Origin of the sequence: Streptomyces gobitricini, from assembly GCF_039532985.1 — a bacterium.
GTDB classification, from domain to species: domain Bacteria; phylum Actinomycetota; class Actinomycetes; order Streptomycetales; family Streptomycetaceae; genus Streptomyces; species Streptomyces gobitricini.
In genome coordinates, this window is record NZ_BAAASR010000001.1 from 125,084 (window position 1) to 143,492 (window position 18,409).

Sequence of the window (18,409 nt, forward strand, 5' to 3'; positions counted from 1 at the left end):
CGGCGTGCCCCGCCGCTCGTCGGCGAATGGCAAGCTTGAACCATGAACGATGCCGTCCCGGCGCCCACCCCCGCGCCCGCGCCCCGCCGTGCCCGTGTCCGTGCCCCCGAGCTGATCGGCAAGGGTGGCTGGCTCAACACGGGTGGCAAGGACCTGAAGCTCGCCGACCTCCGAGGTCGCACAGTGATCCTCGATTTCTGGACGTTCTGCTGCATCAACTGCCTGCACGTCCTGGACGAGCTGCGCGAGCTGGAGGAGAAGCACCGGGACACCGTCGTGATCATCGGTGTCCACTCGCCGAAGTTCGTCCACGAGGCCGAGCACCAGGCCGTCGTCGACGCCGTCGAGCGGTACCAGGTGCACCACCCCGTCCTCGACGACCCCGAGCTCGCCACCTGGAAGCAGTACGCCGTACGGGCCTGGCCGACGCTCGTCGTGATCGACCCCGAGGGGTACGTCGTCGCCCAGCACGCCGGTGAGGGGCACGCCAGGGCGATCGAGACGCTCGTCGAGGAGCTGGAGGCCGAGCACGAGGCCAAGGGCACCCTGCGGCGCGGTGACGGGCCGTACGTGCCGCCGGAGCCCGTCGCGACGCACCTGCGGTTCCCCGGGAAGGCGCTCCTGCTGGACAGCGGCAACCTGCTGGTGACCGACACCACGCGGCACCAGGTGGTGGAGCTGGCGGCGGACGGTGAGACCGTCGTGCGGCGGTACGGGGCCGGTGAGCGCGGTCTCGCTGACGGCAAGGGTGACGAGGCGCGGTTCAACGAGCCGCAAGGGCTCTGCGCGCTGCCCGACGGCCGGGTGGTCGTGGCCGACACCGTCAACCACGCCCTGCGGGTGCTGGACCTCGGCACCGGGGAGGTCGGGACGCTCGCCGGGACCGGGACGCAGTGGTGGCAGGGCTCCCCCACCGCCGGGCCCGCCCGCGAGGTCGCCCTGTCGTCGCCGTGGGACGTGGCCTGGTGGCGGGGCGAGGTGTGGATCGCCATGGCGGGCGTCCACCAGCTGTGGGCGTACGACCCGGAGAACGGCACGGTGCGCGTCGCCGCGGGGACGACGAACGAGGGGCTCGTCGACGGGCCCGCGGACGAGGCCTGGTTCGCCCAGCCCTCCGGGCTCGCCGCCACCGAGGAGCGCCTGTGGGTCGCCGACTCCGAGACCAGCGCCCTGCGGTGGGTCGACCCCGAGGGCGCCGTCCACACCGCCGTGGGCACCGGCCTGTTCGACTTCGGCCACCGGGACGGGAACGCCGGCCAGGCGCTGCTCCAGCACCCGCTGGGCGTCACCGCCCTGCCGGACGGGTCGGTCGCCGTGGCGGACACGTACAACCACGCCCTGCGCCGCTACGACCCGTCGACCGGCGAGGTCACCACCCTCGCCACCGACCTGCGCGAGCCGAGCGACGCCGTGCTCGTCGGCGACGACATCGTGGTGGTGGAGTCGGCGCGCCACCGGCTGACCCGGCTGCGGCTGCCCGAGGAAGCCGTCCAGGTGGCCGCCGTGGCCCACCGGACGAGGCGGGAGGCGACCGAGGTCGCGCCCGGCACGCTGAGGCTGGACGTCGTCTTCCGGGCGCCGACCGGCCAGAAGCTGGACGAGCGGTACGGGCCGTCCACGCGGCTCCTGGTGTCATCCACGCCGCCCGGGCTGCTCACCTCGGGCGAGGGCACCGGCACGGACCTGTTCCGGGAGCTGACGCTGAACCCGGCCGTCCCGGAGGGCGTGCTGCACGTGTCGGCGATGGCCGCGTCCTGCGACGACGACCCGGCCAACGAGTACCCCGCCTGTCACGTCCACCAGCAGGACTGGGGCGTTCCGGTGAAGGTCACCGAGTCAGGGGTGTCCCGGCTGCCGCTGATCCTCGCGGGGATGGACACCGAGTAGGCGCCGAAGCGGGGCGATACCGGCAGGTACGAGTCGGTACGAGTCGGTACGGGGAACGTGATCGGCGCGCCGGCACCTGTCGGCCGGGCGGCCTTCCGGCCGCCCGGCCCGTCGGTCTCCCTGCCCGCGCGCCCGCTCTCCCGGTCGTGTCGTGGTGACGGTCGCGGTATTCCCGAAGGTGAGCGGGCCTCGTGGGCGAGGACCGTGGTCCGCCGGGCCGTTCGCCGTACGCGTCGGTCACGGAGCCGCCCACGGTCACCAAGGTCACCGCGGACCCGTGTTCACCGCGGACCCGCGGTCACCGCGAGTGCTACGGCAGCCGCGGGCGGGCAGGCCCCGTAAGACCTGTCGCCCGGGGCCGATGGCGTGCGAGGGCACGCCCGTCGGGCCGGCGGCCCGGGCCGGCATCGTGTCAGGCCGGTCTGTCCGTGCGCCTTGATCCGTGATGCCTAGTAACGCCGTTCGTCCATCGGGTCGACCACCGTCGGCGCCACCGTCGGGACGACCGCCCTCCGGCGCCTGGCGATGCTGGCGAACGTCGCGACGCCGATGATGCCGACCGCCATGAGGATCAGCCCCACCAGGTCCAGATTGACACCCTGTGCTTCCCAGTCGGTCGCGAAGGTGAGGATCGCCCCGACCGCTATGAGAATGATGCAGCCACCCAGGCCCATGATTCCCGCCTCCTCGTCTGCGTAGGTGTTGCGGGTACCCCGACCCGCAACACCTACGCGGGGCGGGCTACTTCAGGAACGCGACCAGGGCATTGGCCAGCAGGAACGGGTCGTTGGCGGCGCACAGTTCACGGGCGCTGTGCATCGACAGGATCGCCACGCCGATGTCGACCGTCCGGATTCCGTGGCGGGCGGCCGTGATCGGGCCGATGGTCGTGCCGCAGGGCATGTCGTTGTTCGACACGAACGTCTGCCACGGCACCCCCGCCTTGTCGCACGCCGCCGCGAAGACCGCGCGGCCACTGCCGTCCGTCGCGTACCGCTGGTTGACGTTCACCTTGAGGATGGGGCCGCCGCCCGCGCGCGGGTGGTGCGTGGGGTCGTGGCGTTCGGCGTAGTTGGGGTGCACGGCGTGGCCGGTGTCCGACGAGAGGCAGACCGTCCCGGCGAAGGCACGGGCCCGGTCCTCGTAACCGCCGCCGCGTGCGAAGACGGACCGCTCCAGGACCCCGCCGAGCAGGGGCCCTTGGGCGCCGGTGTCGGACTCGGAGCCGTTCTCCTCGTGGTCGAAGGCGGCGAGTACGGGGATGAACTCCAGGTCTCCGGCGGCGGATACGGCGGCGAGGGCGGCGACGCCCGCGTGCACCGACAGCAGGTTGTCCATGCGCGGACCGGCCAGCAGCTCCCGGTCGCGCCCCAGGTAGGCGGGTGCCTCCAGGGCGTGGACCATCAGGTCCCAGCCGGCCACGTCCCCGGCGGCCACCTCCGCCTCGTCGGCGACGAACCGGATCAGGTCGCCCTCGTGGACGTCGTCGCCGAGCCCCCAGATCGGCTGCATGTGCCGCTGGCGGTCCAGCTTGAGGCCCTCGTTGACCTGCCGGTCCAGGTGGATCGCGAGCTGCGGTACGCGCAGCAGCGGCCGGTCCACGCTCACCAGCCGGTGGCTGCCGTCCCGCAGCGTCAGCCGGCCGGACAGGCCCAAGTCGCGGTCGAGCCAGGTGTTGAGCAGGGTTCCGCCGTAGGTCTCGACGGCGACCTGCCGCCAGCCGTGCGCGCCCATGTCGGGCTGTGGCTTGACGCGGAGGTTCGGCGAGTCGGTGTGGGCGCCGATGATCCTGAACGGGGTGTGCGGTCCTGCGCCTTCCGGTACGTACCAGGCGATGATCGCCCCGCCGCGGATGACGTACTTGCCGCCGCTCGTACCGTCCCAGGCGGCGGTCTCGTCCAGCTTCCGGAAGCCGGCCTTCTCCAGCCGTTCGCCGGTGTTGGCCACGGCGTGGTACGGCGTGGGGGAGTCCGCCAGGAAGGTCATGAGGTCGTCGGTGTGGCCGCGGTCGAAGCGGGCGGGTGAGCTGCTCATGGGCCTCACTTTACGGGCGGGTCAGTTGAGGGGGGCGGTCGTGAACGGCCCGTTGTCAGTGGTGGCTGCGACTATCGGAGGACGTAGCGGGACAGCAGTCCGCTGACTCGCCGGTCGCGACCGGAGGTGCACTGGTGACCACGATGACCACGCCCGTCTCGCCCGTCTGTGCCGCATGCGAGACACCCGGGGCGGAGTGGAGCGCCCTGTTGGGAATGCCGCTGTGCGCGGCGTGCACCACCGTGGCGACGGGCACCCCGGACCGGGAGCCGGTGCGCCTGGGCGACATCCTGCCCGTGACCGCCGCTGCGCTGCGCGCCTCGGCCCCCGCGACGCCGCGCGCCTCGGCCCCCGCGACGCCGCGCGCCTCGATACCGGCGCCGCCGCGCGCCTCGGCCCCCGTGACACCGATCGCCTCGATACCCGCGCCGCGCCCGCCGCGCAGTGGTTCGGTGATGACCTGCCGTTTCTGCGGGGCGCGGGCCCGGTGGCACCGCACGGTGCACGGCCGTTGGGTGGCGATGGAGCCGGGGGAGCGTCCGGTCGCGGGCGTTCCGCGCGGTGAGCGGTGGTACGTGGCGGGGGACGGCACGGCGGTGCAGCTGCGCGGGGCGGTGCCGTCGGGCACGTGCCGGGTGAGCCACTTCTCGGTGTGCGCCGCCCGGTGAAGACGGAGCGGCCCGCCCCCCGGGACCTCGGGGGGCGGGCCGCCATCGACCGGACTGTTCGGACCGGTCGTACGGTTCCGGACCGTTCGGGCCGTTCGCGGACCGGGACTAGAACGCGGCCTCGTCCAGCTCCATGAGGGAGTTGTCGACGCCCTCGGCTATGGCGCGCTCGGTGGAGACGTTGGGCAGGATGTTCGCGGCGAAGAACTTCGCGGCCTCGATCTTGCCCCGGTAGAACGCCGTGTCCTTCGCGGAGGCGGTCTCCAGCTTCTCGGCCGCGACGGCGGCACCGCGCAGCAGGAGGTAGCCGACGACCACGTCACCGGAGGCCATGAGGAGGCGGGTGGTGTTGAGGCCGACCTTGTAGATGTTCTTGACGTCCTCGCCGGTGGCGGTGAGGTCGGTCAGCATCGTGCCGACGATGCCCTCCAGGTCTACCGCCGCCTTGGCGAGCGCGTCGCGGGCCGGGGCCAGCTCCTCGCCACCGGTGCCGACGGCCAGGAACTTCTTGATCTCCTCGGAGAGGGCGTTCAGCGAGGCGCCCTGGTCGCGGACGATCTTGCGGAAGAAGTAGTCCTGGCCCTGGATCGCGGTCGTGCCCTCGTAGAGGGTGTCGATCTTGGCGTCACGGATGTACTGCTCGATCGGGTACTCCTGGAGGTACCCGGAGCCACCGAAGGTCTGGAGCGACTGGGCGAGCTGCTCGTAGGACCGCTCGGAGCCGTAACCCTTGACGATCGGCAGGAGCAGGTCGTTGAGACCGATCAGGGCCTTGGCGTCCTCACCGGCCGCTTCCTTGATCTGGATCTCGTCCTGAACGGCGGCGGTGTACATGACGAGGGCACGCATGCCCTCGGCGTACGCCTTCTGCGTCATCAGCGAGCGGCGCACGTCGGGGTGGTGCGTGATGGTGACCTTGGGCGCGGTCTTGTCCATGAAGTTCGCCAGGTCGGGGCCCTGGACGCGCTCCTTGGCGTACTCCAGCGCGTTCAGGTAGCCCGTGGAGAGGGTGGCGATGGCCTTCGTGCCGACCATCATGCGGGCGAACTCGATGATGCGGAACATCTGGCGGATACCGTCGTGCTTGTCGCCGATCAGCCAGCCCTTGGCGGGGTGCTGGTCACCGAAGGTCATCTCGCACGTGTTGGACGCCTTCAGGCCCATCTTGTGCTCGACGTTCGTCGCGTAGACGCCGTTGCGCTCGCCCAGCTCGCCGGTCTCCCAGTCGAAGTGGAACTTCGGCACGAGGAACAGCGACAGGCCCTTGGTGCCGGGGCCGTGGCCCTCGGGGCGGGCGAGGACGTAGTGGAGGATGTTCTCCGACATGTCGTGCTCACCGGAGGTGATGAACCGCTTCACGCCCTCGATGTGCCAGGAGCCGTCGTCCTGCTGCACGGCCTTGGTGCGGCCGGCGCCCACGTCCGAGCCGGCGTCCGGCTCGGTGAGGACCATGGTGGAGCCCCACTGCTTCTCGACGGCGATCTCGGCGATCTTCTTCTGCGCCTCGTTGCCCTCCTCGAAGAGGATGCCGGCGAAGGCCGGGCCGGAGGAGTACATCCAGACCGCCGGGTTCGAGCCGAGGATCAGCTCCGCGTACGCCCAGATCAGCGAACGCGGGGAGGTGGTGCCGCCGATCTCCTCGGGCAGGCCCAGGCGCCAGTACTCGGAGTCCATGAAGGCCTGGTAGGACTTCTTGAAGGTCTCCGGGACCGGCGCGGTGTTGGTCTCGGGGTCGAAGACCGGCGGGTTGCGGTCGGCGTCCGCGAAGGACTCGGCGAAGTCGTTCTCGGCGAGACGGCGCATCTCGTCCAGGACGCTCTTCGCGGTCTCGACGTCCATCTCCTCGAACGGACCGGTGCCGTAGACCTTGTCGCGCCCGAGGACCTCGAAGAGGTTGAACTCGATGTCGCGGAGATTCGACTTGTAGTGCCCCATGGCGACGGCTCCGTAAGGCTCGGGGAGGCGGAATCCTCGTACACGTACCAGTAAGTAGCTACGATGATGCTACCCGTCGGTAATAAGAGCAACCCCTATCGGGCAATCTGTGACGCGTTACGCGTGCGGCCCCCGCGCCGCCCTCCGCCCGGGCCCGGTGGGTGTGGCGCAAAGGCCCTGGTCGGAGCCCCTCCGGCCAGGTTGGCGGGCTGGGCGGTCCGGCCTGCGCGGCCTGGCCCTGTGCGGCCTGTGTGGCCCTCGCGCCCGTGACGGCTCGCGTCCCTCGCGCCCCTGATGCCCGGCGCGCCTGAAGCCCGTGGGCGCCCCGCGCCTCGACGGACCGCCCCGCCGGGGGGTCTCGAAGGCCGTGGCCGAGCGGCGACTTCCCCGTGTGCGCCCGGCCGGCGGATCCTCCGGGCGGGCGCCATGGGGCCCCTCGTACTCAGTACGCTTACCGGCATGTACGGCTACGACCAGAACCCGGGCGCCCAGCAGCAGTACGCCTCGCCCCAGCAGGGGTACGCGCAGCAGCAGCCGCTGTACCCCGAGCCGTCGCCGCCCTCGCTCGCCGATGCCGTGCGGGCGTTCACCACCGGGTCGTTGTCGGCCGAGGACTTCCAGCAGATCTTCGCGACCTCGAAGGTCTACTGCCCGCGCGGTGACAACCCCGGTTTCCTCGCGCTGCACAACACCCAGCAGCCCGTCATCCCGATGTTCACGTCGCTCAAGGAGCTGCGCCGGTACGCGGGCAAGGAGTCCAAGTACTTCGTGATCACCGGCGCCGAGGTGATCGACCTGCTGCCCACCGGGTACGGCTTCGTCCTCGACATGGAGGGCGACCACCGGATGGTGTTCGACGCGAAGGCCGTGGAGCAGATGGTCGACTTCGCCATGCGGCGGATGTACGGCTGAGCCACTGATCGCGGCGTCCGCCGACGCCTCCCCCCTACCGACGAACGGTTGCCCCTTGTTGTTGTTCGAGTTCATCGCGCATTCCCTGACGGACCTTGGCCTGCGGCTCTTCGGCGTGACCTTCGACAAGGTCGGCGCGGCCCGGCGCATGGCCGCGCACCGGCGTGGCGAGAAGGTCGTGCTGCGCTGCCGCCACCGGGTGGCGTCGGAAGGCCCCGCCATGCGGCGCGGAAAGCTTTCGGTGACGCGCGGGGGAGTCGTGCTGAGCCGTGCCGGGGGGACGTCGCTGCGTCTGGTGGCACCGGCCGATGTCGCCGTCACGCCGTGCGAGGGCGGCTCCGCCCTGGTGTGCGACGCGGTGGGTGAGGGGGCGGTCGAGCTCCTGCTGCCGACCCGGGACGAGGCGCTGCTGGCGCTGATCACGGACACCATGGCCGGCGCCCGCGCCTGAGGGAGGCGACCGGGTTGCCGGCGGGCGGCCCGCCCCGAGTGGGCGGCTCCCGAGGCTCCGGCGGCTCCCGAGGCTCCGGCGGGAATGGGCGGGCGGGAAGGGGCGTTCCCCTGGCAGGAAGTTCAGCGTTCAACTAAAGTGGGATCACGCCGCCCCGAGGAGGACCCGCCATGCCTGCCGTGACCGTCGAGAACCCGCTCACCCTGCCGCGCGTCGACGTGCCCGCGGGCGCCGTACCGCGCCCGGTGCTGGCCGTGACCACCGCGCCCAGCGGCTTCGAGGGGGAGGGCTTCCCGGTGCGCCGCGCGTTCGCCGGGATCAACTACCGCTACCTCGACCCGTTCATCATGATGGACCAGATGGGCGAGGTGGAGTACAGCGCCGGCGAGGCGAAGGGCACGCCCTGGCACCCCCACCGCGGCTTCGAGACCGTCACGTACCTGATCGACGGGACCTTCGTCCACCAGGACAGCAACGGCGGCGGGGGCACCATCCGCAACGGCGACACCCAGTGGATGACCGCCGGGTCCGGGCTGCTGCACATCGAGGCCCCGCCGGAGCACCTCGTCATGTCCGGCGGCCTCTTCCACGGGCTCCAGCTGTGGGTGAACCTGCCCGCCAAGGACAAGATGATGGACCCCCGCTACCAGGACATCCGCGGCGGCCAGGTCCAGCTCCTCACCTCCCCCGACGGCGGCGCCCTGCTGCGCGTCATCGCCGGAGAGCTCGACGGACACCAGGGCCCCGGCATCACCCACACCCCGATCACCATGATCCACGCCACCCTGCGCCCGGGCGCCGGGATCACGCTCCCGTGGCGGCAGGACTTCAACGGCCTCGCGTACGTCCTCGCCGGGCGCGGCTCCGTCGGCACCGAACGCCGGCCCGTCCACCTCGGCCAGACGGCCGTCTTCGGCGACGGAGGCTCACTCACCGTCCGCGCCGACGACAAGCAGGACGGCCACACCCCGGACCTGGAGATCATCCTCCTGGGCGGCCTGCCCATCCGGGAGCCGATGGCGCACTACGGGCCGTTCGTCATGAACAGCGAGGCGGAGCTCAAGCAGGCCTTCGAGGACTTCCAGGCCGGCCGGCTCGGCCGCGTCCCCGCCGTCCACGGCATGCAGGACGGCCAGGGGCCGGAGATCGCACCAGGCGCCTGACGGGACGCCCCCCGCCCGGGCCTCCGCCACCCTGGGCGGTGTCCTGGCGCGGACGCCCCCCGCCCCCGCTCCCGGGCGGGGGTCCCTCGCGCGGGGCACGTCCACGGGCGGGCCCGGCGCGGGCATGGTGCCGTGGGACGGTGCACACGCTTCCCGAACCCGTCCGGCGCCTCGCCGCCTGGTGCGTCGTCATCCTGCTCGTCACCGGCGTGGCGGCGGTCGGCGTATGGCTGTGCGCGACGTTCCGGACCGCCGTCACGCCCGTCCTGCTCGCTCTCCTCGGGACCGCGCTGCTCGGGCCCCTCTACCGGCGGCTCCTCGCCATGAAGGTCCAGCGGTCCCTGGCCGCCGGGCTGACCTGCGCGGCCGTGGTCGCCGTCGTCGGCGGCGCCGGCTACATCGTGGTCGCCGTGCTCATCGACACCGGTGACCAGATCCTCACCTCGCTGCGCCGCGCCGCCACCGACCTCACCGAGCACTTCGGCGCCGTCGGAACCTCGCTGGACGACGTCGCGGGCAACGCCCGGGACCTCCTCGGCAAATTCGGCGGCACGGCGGCGTCCGGTGTCATCAGCGGGCTGAGCGTCGTCGGCGAGGTGATCGCCATGGCCGTCCTCGCCCTGCTGCTCGTCTTCTTCTTCCTCCGCGACTCCGGCCGCGCGATGCGCGGGCTGCGCTCCCTCGTGCCGCGGGGCGGCGCCGACCACGTCGAGGCCATGGCCCGCCGCGCCTTCGAGGCCATGGAGGGCTTCATGCGCGGCACCACGTTCATCGCGCTGATCGACGCCCTCCTCATCACGGCCGGCCTGCTGGTCCTGCGCGTCCCCGGCGCCGTGGGGCTCGGCGCGCTCGTCTTCGTCGGCGCGTACATCCCGTACCTCGGCGCGTTCATCTCCGGGGCGGTGGCGATCCTCGTGGCGCTCGCCGACCGGGGCGTCGTCATCGCGCTGTGGACGGTCGGCGTCGTCCTCGCCGTACAGCTCGTCGAAGGGCACGTCCTGCAACCGGTGATCCAGAGCCGTACGGTCCAGATGCACCCGGCTGTCGTCATGATCACCATCACCGCGGGCGCGTCCGTCGCCGGGATCCTCGGCATGCTGCTCGCCGTGCCGCTCACGGCCGCCGCGTTCGGGGTGATCGGCGAACTGCGGAGGCTGTACGCCGCCGGCGGCCCGTAGCGCCCGGTCCGGCCGTTCGGGGGAGCCACGGGCCCGGTCGGCGGCTCCCGCCCTCCCCGGCTGGCTAGCATCCCCCGCAGGGAGCAGCCCGGACGTACGGAGGCCGTCATGCAGGACGCGACACCACCCGAACCACGTCTGCTGAAGAACCGTTCCCGGCTCGGCCACAAGCTGCGGTACGCGCTGACGCACCCCCAGCGGATCGTGCCCCACCTGCGGCGGGCCGCCCGGGACTGCCGGCTGCGCCTGAAGCACCGCGGCGACCACGTCGGCTTCTACCGGGCCGTCATGGCGTCCGACACCGCCCGCAGTCCGGAGGCCGCGGTGGGCGGCGTCCCCTCGCACGCGCGCTGGCTGGCCATCGGGCAGATGCAGTACGACTACCTCGTCGCCCACGGACTGCGGCCCGAGGACCGGATGCTGGAGATCGGTTGCGGCAATCTGCGCGCCGGGTGGCGGTTCATCGAGCACCTGGAGCCCGGCCACTACTACGGGATCGACATCTCGCCCGACATCCTCATCGAGGCGAAGAAGACCGTCGTACGGTACGGACTCCAGCGCAAGCTCCCGTATCTGACGCCCGTCGACGACCTGAAGCTGGACTTCCTGCCGGACGCCGCTTTCACGGTGGTCCACGCGCACAGCGTGTTCTCCCACTCGCCCCTGGAGGTCATCGACGAGTGCCTGGCGCACGTCGGACGGGTGCTGGCGCCCGGCGGCTTCTTCGACTTCACGTACGACCGCACCGAGGGCCACGAGCACCACGTGCTGGGCGAGGACTTCTACTACCGTACGGAGACGCTGGTGCGGCTGGCGGCGAAGCACGGCCTGGTCGCTCACTTCATGGACGACTGGGAGCGGCTGCCGCACGGCCAGTCCAAACTGCGCCTCACGCACCCGGTCGCGGCGAGCTAGCACTCCGCGTCCGCCCCGCACCGGCTCCGCACCGTCGCCGCCCGCCCGCCCGCCCGGCCGCCCGCCGCCCGGCCCCTGGCCCACACGCCCCCGGCCCACACGCCCCCGGCCCACACGCCACCGCGTCGCCGCCCACACGCCTCTGCGCCACCCCGCCCGCCCCACACCCCCCGCCCCACCGCGGGCTGCTAGGGCTCGCCGCCCTGGTCCTCGCGCAGCTCGAACCAGATCGACTTGCCCTCGCCCCGCGGGTCCACCCCCCACTCGTGCGCCAGCATCTCCATGAGGATCAGCCCGCGCCCCGACGACGCCATCTCACCCGGCCGCCGCCGGTGCGGCAGCTCGTCGCTGGAGTCAGCCACCTCCACCCGCAGCCGCCGCTTGCCGTGGTCACCGGTCGCCTCCGCCACCAGCAGCGCGTCGCCGTCCGTGTGCACCAGCACGTTGGTGAGCATCTCGGACACCATCAGGACCGCCGAGTCGACCTGCTCCGGGTCCGCCCAGTCGTGCAGCAGCTCCCGCAGGTGCTGCCGGGCCGCCGCGATCCGCTCCGGTTCCGCCTGCGCGACGGTCATCGCGGTACGCCGGGCCGCGGCCGTCCGCGGCGGCGCGCCGGTCCTGGACAGCAGCAGGACCGCGATGTCGTCCTCGCGGCGGTCGGCGAGCGGCCCGGTGGTGTGGTGCGAGCCCGGCCCGTGCACGGCCTGCACCAGGCTGTCGGCCAGCCCCTCCAGCGACTCGCCCTCGGTGTCGTGCAGCTCCAGCAGCGTGCGGATACGGGTCCAGCCGGTTTCCAGGTCGTGCCCACCGGTCTCCAGGAGCCCGTCCGTGCAGACCATCAGCGTTTCGCCGGGTTCGAGGGTGAGCCGGGTCGTCGGGTAGTCAGTGTCCGGCACGATGCCGAGCGGCAGCCCGCCCGCCGTCGGCCGCAGCATCACCGTGCCGTCGGCCATCCGGATCGCCGGGTCGGGGTGGCCGGCCCGCGCGATGTCGAGCGTCCCCGTCGCCGGGTCGACCTCCAGGTACAGGCAGGTCGCGAACCGCGCCGCCCCGTGGTCGCCGCCCTCGGCCCCGTCCGTGATGCCGTACAGGAAACGGGAGGCCCGGGACAGCACCGCGTCCGGGCGATGGCCCTCCGAGGCGTAGGCGCGCAGCGCGATCCGCAGCTGCCCCATCAGCCCGGCCGCCCGCACGTCGTGCCCCTGCACGTCGCCGATCACCAGCGCGACGCGTCCTCCGGGCAACTGGATCATGTCGTACCAGTCGCCGCCGACCTGGAGCCCGCCGCCGGTCGGGACGTACCGCGCGGCCACCTCCATGCCGGGGATGGCCGGCCCCAGGACCGGCATCATCGTGCGCTGGAGGCCCAGCGACAGCTCCCGCTCCGACTCGGCCACCCCTGCCCGCGCCAGCGCCTGCGCCAGCATCCGGGCGACGGTCGTCAGCACGGACCGCTCGTCGGGCGTGAACGACACCCGGTAGGTGAACGCCGCCATCCAGGCGCCCATCGTGCGCCCCGCGACGATCAGCGGCAGGAACGCCCACGACTCCCTGCCGAAACGTTGCGCCAGGGGCCAGGTCGCCGGGAAGCGGGACCGGTACTCCGCCGGTGTCGGCAGGTAGATCGCCCGCCCGGTCCGTACCACCTCGGCCGCCGGGTAGTCGGTGTCCAGCGGCATGTCCGTGAACGGGCCGTCATCGCCCGCGTTGTGCCCGTGGTGACCGATGATCGTCAGCCGGTCGCCCGAGACACCGAACACCGCGAGCCCGTCCGGCGAGAAGCCGGGCATCGACAGCGACGCCGCCACCCGCAGCACCTCGGCCGTGGACCGGGCCTCCGCCAGCGCCCGCCCCGCGTCCAGCAGGAACGCCTCGCGGGAACGGCGCCAGTCGCCCGTCACGGGCGTACGGGCCGCCGTGCCGGGCTGCGGCTCGGCGACCTCCTGGAGGGTGCCGACCAGCTGGTAGTCGGTGCCCTCGATGAACGGCTTCGACCGGCTGCGTACGGTACGGATCACCCGCCCGCTCTCGTCCATGATCCGCAGCCGGGCCTCGGCCAGGGTGCCCTCGGCCACGGCGAGGTTCACGACCCCGTCGATCTCGTTCCAGTCGACCGGGTGGAAGCGGGAGCGTACGGCCGCCTCCGTAAGCTCCACCGGCTCGGCGGGCAGCCCCAGCAGCCGGGCCGCCTCCGCGTCGAGCGTGACGATCCCGGAGGCGTTGTCCCAGCGCCACAGGCCGGTCGCGATGGCGGCCAGGACGTCCTCGGTACGCATTGCCCCACTCTAAGAAGATGAACGGACAAGCCGCCACCGAGCTGTGCCCCGGCGATCTTGGCGCGCCCGGTAACCTTGACGGGTCGAGCCAAACCCTCTCCCCGAAGACTGGATGAACGACGATGCATCGGTACAGGTCCCACACCTGCGGCGAGCTCCGCGCCTCTGACGTCGGTACCGACGTCCGGCTGAGCGGCTGGCTGCACAATCGGCGCGACCTGGGCGGCATCCTCTTCATCGATCTGCGCGACCACTACGGCATCACGCAGCTCGTCGCCCGTCCCGGCACCGCCGCGTACGAGGCACTCGACAAGCAGACCAAGGAGTCGGTCGTCCGCGTCGACGGCAAGGTCGTCTCGCGCGGCGCCGAGAACGTCAACACCGAGCTTCCCACCGGCGAGATCGAGGTCGAGATCTCCGAGGTGGAGGTCCTGGGCGCGGCCGCCCCGCTGCCGTTCACGATCAACACGGACGACGGCGTCAACGAGGAGCGGCGCCTGGAGTACCGCTTCCTGGACCTGCGCCGCGAGCGCATGCACCGCAACATCATGCTGCGCTCGGCCGTCATCGCCTCCATCCGCTCCAAGATGGTGGCCCTCGGCTTCAACGAGATGGCGACCCCGATCCTCACCGCGACCTCCCCCGAGGGCGCCCGTGACTTCGTCGTGCCCTCCCGCCTGAACCCGGGCAAGTTCTACGCGCTGCCGCAGGCCCCGCAGCAGTTCAAGCAGTTGCTGATGATCTCCGGCTTCGACCGGTACTTCCAGATCGCGCCCTGCTTCCGCGACGAGGACGCCCGCGCCGACCGCTCGCCGGGCGAGTTCTACCAGCTCGACGTCGAGATGAGCTTCGTCGAGCAGGAGGACGTCTTCCAGCCGATCGAGAAGCTGATGACCGAGCTCTTCGAGGAGTTCGGCGGCGGCCGCCACGTCACCTCCCCGTTCCCGCGCATCCCGTTCCGCGAGTCGATGCTCAAGTACGGCAACGACAAGCCGGACCTCCGTACCGACCTGGAGCTCGTCGACATCACCGACGTCTTCGAGAACTCCGAGTTCAAGGCGTTCGCGGGCAAGCACGTCCGCGCGCTGGCCGTGCCGGACACCGGTGACCAGCCGCGCAAGTTCTTCGACGGCCTCGGCGACTACGCCGTCTCCCTCGGCGCCAAGGGCCTGGCCTGGGTCCGCGTCGGCGAGGGCAACGCGCTGACCGGCCCGATCGCCAAGTTCCTCACCGAGGAGAACGTCAAGGTCCTCACCGAGCGCCTCGGCCTGAAGCCCGGCCACGCCGTCTTCTTCGGTGCCGGCGAGTTCGACGAGGTCTCCAAGATCATGGGCCCGGTCCGGGTCGAGGCCGCCAAGCGCGCCGGCCGGTTCGAGGAGAACGTCTTCCGGTTCGCCTGGATCGTCGACTTCCCGATGTACGAGAAGGACGAGGAGACCGGGAAGATCGACTTCTCGCACAACCCCTTCTCGATGCCGCAGGGGGGCCTTGAGGCCCTGGAGACCCAGGACCCGCTGGACATCCTCGGCTGGCAGTACGACATCGTCTGCAACGGCATCGAGCTGTCGTCGGGCGCGATCCGGAACCACGAGCCGGACATCATGTTCAAGGCCTTCGAGATCGCCGGCTACTCCCGGGAGACCGTCGAGACCGAGTTCGCCGGCATGCTCCGCGCCTTCCAGTTCGGCGCCCCGCCGCACGGCGGCATCGCCCCGGGCGTCGACCGCATCGTCATGCTCCTCGCCGACGAGCCCAACATCCGCGAGACGATCGCCTTCCCGCTCAACGGCAACGCCCAGGACCTGATGATGGGCGCGCCGACGGAGCTGGAGGAGGCCCGCCTCAAGGAGCTGAACATCGCTCTCCGCAAGCCGGTCGCGGACAAGTAGTCCGCCGCTGCTCGACGAAGGCCCGGGATCCTCGGATGCCGGGCCTTCGCGTTCCGGGCCTTCGCGTTTCCGGGCCTTCGCGTTTCCGGGCTTACCGCCCGGAAGCGCATGCCCCGCAGGTTCCCGGCTCCGGGCCGCGGAAGGCACGGTCGCAGGTGTCGCAGTTCTGGAGCGGATGCCTGACGGCCGACGGCGAGTCCGGGGTGCGGAAGGGCGGCGGGGGCGGCAGCTGGGCGGCGAGGCGGTGGGCCAGCAGGGCTGCCGGGCGGTGCAGCGGCTCGGGGGGCAGACCGGTGGTCAGAGCCCGCTGGACGGCCTCGGGGGTGAGGTCGCGTTCGAGCCACGCGGCGACGCCCGGGACGAGGTGCTCGGCGTCCGTGGCGGAGAGCAGGAGGCGGGGGTCCTCGCGGCGCAGGCCGGACAGGACTCCCAAGGCGGTCCGGAGGAGGTCGGGGGCGGCGTACGCGGGCTGCGGTACGGCGGGCAGCGCGCGGCGGCGGGCCGGCTCGTCGGTGCTGCGCCGGGGCCGGGGCTTCGGCTCCTCCGTGGCGCCGGTCCGGCCGGGCTGGTTGCAGGACACCGTGCGGGTGACCATCCTGCCCCCTTCGGTGCGCATGCGGGTACGGCGCAGATAACCGTGCGCCTCCAGCTCCCGCAGGGCACCCGAGATCCGGATCCTCCCCTCGGGGAAGCGGTCCGCGAGGGTCCCGATGTCGACTTGGGCGCCGCCGGGCAGCGACTGGATGTGGACGGCCAGGCCGATCGCCAGGAGCGACAGCTCGGCGTGCTGGGCGAGGTGGTTGCCGATCACCGTGAAGCGGGTCGTGTGGCGGGAGTTGTCGTGGATGACGCCGCCGCGGTGCGTGGCCTCGCGGGCTCCCCGGGAGGGGTGGTTTTTCCCGTCGTTACGGGACCGGGCGCGCGGGCGCACGCTACTGTTCTGGGTATCCATCGGGAAGCCCTAACTTCCTCGGTGGTCAGGCCCCCGCACTGGGATTCGCACTCCCGGCGGGGGCCGACGCATGTCAGCGGTGATGTGGTGTGTCGCGCTGAGCGTAGATCAAGCAACCCGTCCCAAAGGCAGCCGAGTTGCTGTTTTTCACCCGCGTGAGTGAGCGGCTCGCCGAGGGGGAGGAGGGGTGGGGTTTGGTCCGGTTCCTTTCTCTCTCTTCGTTTCTTGGAAGACCGGCGGCCCCACCGGCGTCCACGTTCCCGTAGGCCGGTGGCCGCGTCGTTGCCGCTGGTCAGGAGCGCGGAAGATCGAGTTCCGCCCAGACGGTCTTCTGCGGGGCGGGCCCGCGCGTGGCGCCCCAGCGGTCGGCGAGCGACTCGACGAGGAGCAGCCCACGGCCGGACTCCGCGTCGAGTGACGGCGGGCGGCGGTGGGGAAGGTCGTCCGCCCGGGTGTCGGTGACCTCGATCCGCAGGACGCCCTCGTCGGCGAGGAGCGCGAGCCGGAAGCTCCGTCCGGCGACGCGGCCGTGCGTGGCGGCGTTGGCCGCGAGCTCCGCGACGAGCTGCGCGGCGGTCTCGGCCACGCGGTACGGCACCTCCTGCCGGGTCCGCAGCCACTCGACGGCGAGCAGCCGGGCGAGCCGGGCGCCGCGTGGGGTGGAGGACAGCAGGGCCTGGAAATGAGCGAAGTGGGTGCGGAGTTGAGTGACGTCGGTCTGGTTCACAGCACCGAGCCTGACCGCCCCCGCCCGGCCGTGAACAGTGACGACGCAGATGCGTAGAGTGACTGTCCGGAGCTTGTCCACTGCTGTCCGGGCTGTCCGGACGAGCCGCAGGGGTAGGGACGTCGCGGCACGAGAGCGCGGACAGAGAGGTACGGGGCATGTCGGTGGACGGCGGGACCGGAGTACGACGGCTCAAGAGCGACGCGGACGAGCCGGGGTGGGAGGTGGACCCGGACGACGACTGGGGCGTGGCCGTCATCGCCACGGTGGGACGGCAGGTGAAGCTGCGGAGGGAGGCGGTGGGCATGCGCGCCCCGGACTTCGGAGTGGCCGTCGGCTACGGCGAGGACCTCGTCTACAAGATCGAGGGCGGGAAGCGGATTCCCCGGCCCGAGTTCCTGGACAAGGCGGACGAGGTCCTGGGGGCGGGTGGGTTGCTCTCGGCCATGAAGGAGGACGTGGCGAAGGTCCGGTACCCGAAGAAAGTCCGGGAACTGGCCAAGGTGGAGGCCCAGGCGGTGGAGCTCCAGCTCTACGACCCGCTCAACATCCACGGGTTGTTGCAGACACCGGAGTACGCCCGCGGGCTGCTGCTCATGCGACGGCCGGCGCACTCGCAGGACGAGGTGGAGCGGATGGTGGCCGGTCGTATGGCCCGCAAGTCCGTTTTCGAGCGGGACCCCGCGCCAGAAATGGGCTTCGTCCTGGAGGAGTGGACGCTCCGGCGTCCGCTGGGCGGAAGGACACGGCTGCGCGCCCAGCTCGAACACCTCCTGACGGTGGCCCACATGCGGAACGTCGAGCTTCAGGTGATGCCGATGGACCGGCAGGAGCACGCAGGAGTGGATGGCGGCATCGAGTTGCTGAAGTTCGGTGACGGATCAGCGGTCGGTCGCTCTCCCGTGGTGGCGAACGGACGACCGGTGACGGATGGGCGGCAGCTCCATATCCTGGAGCTACGCTACGGCATCATCAGGGCCCAGGCTCTCACTCCCCGTGAGTCGAGAGCCCTCATCGAGCAACTGCTGGGAGAGACATGATCCGCAACACCTCGGTCGGGGCCTCGTCCGAACTCGCGTGGTTCAAGAGCAGCCACAGCAGCGGCAGCGAGGGCGACTCCTGCGTCGAGGTCGCCGCCTCCCCCGGCACGGTCCACGTCCGCGACTCCAAGTGCCTCAACGGCCCCCAGCTCACGCTCACCCCGACCGCATGGGCGGGCTTCGTCTCATACGCGTCGCGCAACTGACTTGCCTGCGTGCCCATGCGGGGGCACGCTGTCGTGGGGCGCGGTCCGGCACCACGAGCCCAACATCCGTGAGTCGATGGCCTTCCCGCTCAACGGCAACGCCCATGATCTGAAGATGGGTGCCCTCGCCGTCCGGTTCGGTTTCCCGAGATCGGCCGAATGCCGCTCGCGTCTTC

At 71.7% G+C, this 18,409-nt stretch carries 16 protein-coding genes; 10 read left to right on the forward strand and 6 right to left on the reverse strand.

Annotation, left to right across the window (positions count from 1 at the left end; all coding sequences use genetic code 11):
- The first annotated feature begins 42 nt into the window (after positions 1-42).
- Positions 43-1,887 (forward strand): NHL domain-containing thioredoxin family protein, encoded by a 1,845-nt coding sequence (locus ABD347_RS00525; protein WP_344355110.1) that lies wholly within the window; start codon positions 43-45, stop codon positions 1,885-1,887.
- Between the two features lie 449 nt (positions 1,888-2,336).
- On the opposite strand, the gene ABD347_RS00530 is transcribed toward ABD347_RS00525, so the two are convergent.
- Both ABD347_RS00530 and ABD347_RS00535 read right to left on the reverse strand, forming a co-directional pair.
- A complete protein-coding gene (locus tag ABD347_RS00530) occupies positions 2,337-2,561 on the reverse strand; it encodes a DUF6458 family protein (protein WP_344355112.1) in 225 nt (74 codons plus the stop codon).
- Between the two features lie 67 nt (positions 2,562-2,628).
- Positions 2,629-3,921 (reverse strand): M18 family aminopeptidase, encoded by a 1,293-nt coding sequence (locus ABD347_RS00535; protein WP_344355115.1) that lies wholly within the window; start codon positions 3,919-3,921, stop codon positions 2,629-2,631.
- 143 nt (positions 3,922-4,064) lie between these two features.
- Between ABD347_RS00535 and ABD347_RS00540 the strand changes: the two genes are divergently transcribed.
- Positions 4,065-4,589 carry a DUF6083 domain-containing protein gene (locus ABD347_RS00540; protein WP_344355250.1) on the forward strand — a complete coding sequence of 175 codons (525 nt, stop codon included), beginning with the start codon at positions 4,065-4,067 and terminating at the stop codon, positions 4,587-4,589.
- A gap of 108 nt (positions 4,590-4,697) precedes the next feature.
- Here the strand turns inward: ABD347_RS00540 and ABD347_RS00545 are convergent, their stop codons facing one another.
- Positions 4,698-6,524: an acyl-CoA dehydrogenase gene (locus ABD347_RS00545; protein ID WP_344355118.1), complete on the reverse strand. Its 1,827-nt coding sequence runs from the start codon at positions 6,522-6,524 to the stop codon at positions 4,698-4,700.
- 459 nt (positions 6,525-6,983) lie between these two features.
- On the opposite strand from ABD347_RS00545, the gene ABD347_RS00550 reads away from it, so the two are divergent.
- The 5 genes from ABD347_RS00550 to ABD347_RS00570 all read left to right on the forward strand — a co-directional run bounded on the left by ABD347_RS00550 (position 6,984) and on the right by ABD347_RS00570 (position 11,143).
- Positions 6,984-7,436, forward strand: a complete 453-nt coding sequence (locus ABD347_RS00550; RefSeq protein ID WP_344355121.1) for an SseB family protein — start codon at positions 6,984-6,986, stop codon at positions 7,434-7,436.
- Positions 7,437-7,491: 55 nt separating this feature from the next.
- Positions 7,492-7,887 carry a hypothetical protein gene (locus ABD347_RS00555; protein ID WP_344355124.1) on the forward strand — a complete coding sequence of 132 codons (396 nt, stop codon included), beginning with the start codon at positions 7,492-7,494 and terminating at the stop codon, positions 7,885-7,887.
- A gap of 170 nt (positions 7,888-8,057) precedes the next feature.
- Positions 8,058-9,050, forward strand: coding sequence for a pirin family protein (locus tag ABD347_RS00560; RefSeq protein WP_344355126.1), 993 nt, complete (start codon positions 8,058-8,060; stop codon positions 9,048-9,050).
- A 140-nt stretch (positions 9,051-9,190) separates the two neighbouring features.
- The gene (locus ABD347_RS00565) at positions 9,191-10,228 is read left to right on the forward strand and encodes an AI-2E family transporter (RefSeq protein WP_344355129.1); all 1,038 of its coding nucleotides are present in this window, start codon (positions 9,191-9,193) and stop codon (positions 10,226-10,228) included.
- A 108-nt stretch (positions 10,229-10,336) separates the two neighbouring features.
- Positions 10,337-11,143 (forward strand): class I SAM-dependent methyltransferase, encoded by an 807-nt coding sequence (locus ABD347_RS00570; protein WP_344355132.1) that lies wholly within the window; start codon positions 10,337-10,339, stop codon positions 11,141-11,143.
- Positions 11,144-11,331: 188 nt separating this feature from the next.
- Here the strand turns inward: ABD347_RS00570 and ABD347_RS00575 are convergent, their stop codons facing one another.
- On the reverse strand, positions 11,332-13,419 hold the full coding sequence (locus tag ABD347_RS00575; RefSeq protein WP_344355134.1) for a SpoIIE family protein phosphatase: 2,088 nt from the start codon (positions 13,417-13,419) through the stop codon (positions 11,332-11,334).
- Positions 13,420-13,541: 122 nt separating this feature from the next.
- On the opposite strand from ABD347_RS00575, the gene aspS reads away from it, so the two are divergent.
- Complete coding sequence (aspS, locus tag ABD347_RS00580; protein WP_344355136.1) at positions 13,542-15,308, forward strand: aspartate--tRNA ligase; 1,767 nt, start codon at positions 13,542-13,544, stop codon at positions 15,306-15,308.
- 91 nt (positions 15,309-15,399) lie between these two features.
- Here aspS and ABD347_RS00585 read toward each other — a convergent pair whose 3' ends face one another.
- Together ABD347_RS00585 and ABD347_RS00590 are read right to left on the reverse strand one after the other, a co-directional pair.
- Entirely contained in the window at positions 15,400-16,260 is an 861-nt protein-coding gene (locus ABD347_RS00585; RefSeq protein WP_344355139.1) for a helix-turn-helix domain-containing protein, read from the reverse strand.
- Positions 16,261-16,552: 292 nt separating this feature from the next.
- Positions 16,553-16,987, reverse strand: a complete 435-nt coding sequence (locus ABD347_RS00590; RefSeq protein ID WP_344355141.1) for an ATP-binding protein — start codon at positions 16,985-16,987, stop codon at positions 16,553-16,555.
- A gap of 158 nt (positions 16,988-17,145) precedes the next feature.
- On the opposite strand from ABD347_RS00590, the gene ABD347_RS00595 reads away from it, so the two are divergent.
- Positions 17,146-18,027: a helix-turn-helix domain-containing protein gene (locus ABD347_RS00595; RefSeq protein WP_344355142.1), complete on the forward strand. Its 882-nt coding sequence runs from the start codon at positions 17,146-17,148 to the stop codon at positions 18,025-18,027.
- Positions 18,024-18,233, forward strand: coding sequence for a DUF397 domain-containing protein (locus ABD347_RS00600; RefSeq protein WP_344355145.1), 210 nt, complete (start codon positions 18,024-18,026; stop codon positions 18,231-18,233). The genes ABD347_RS00595 and ABD347_RS00600 overlap by 4 nt, the downstream gene beginning before the upstream one ends.
- Positions 18,234-18,409: the final 176 nt, after the last annotated feature.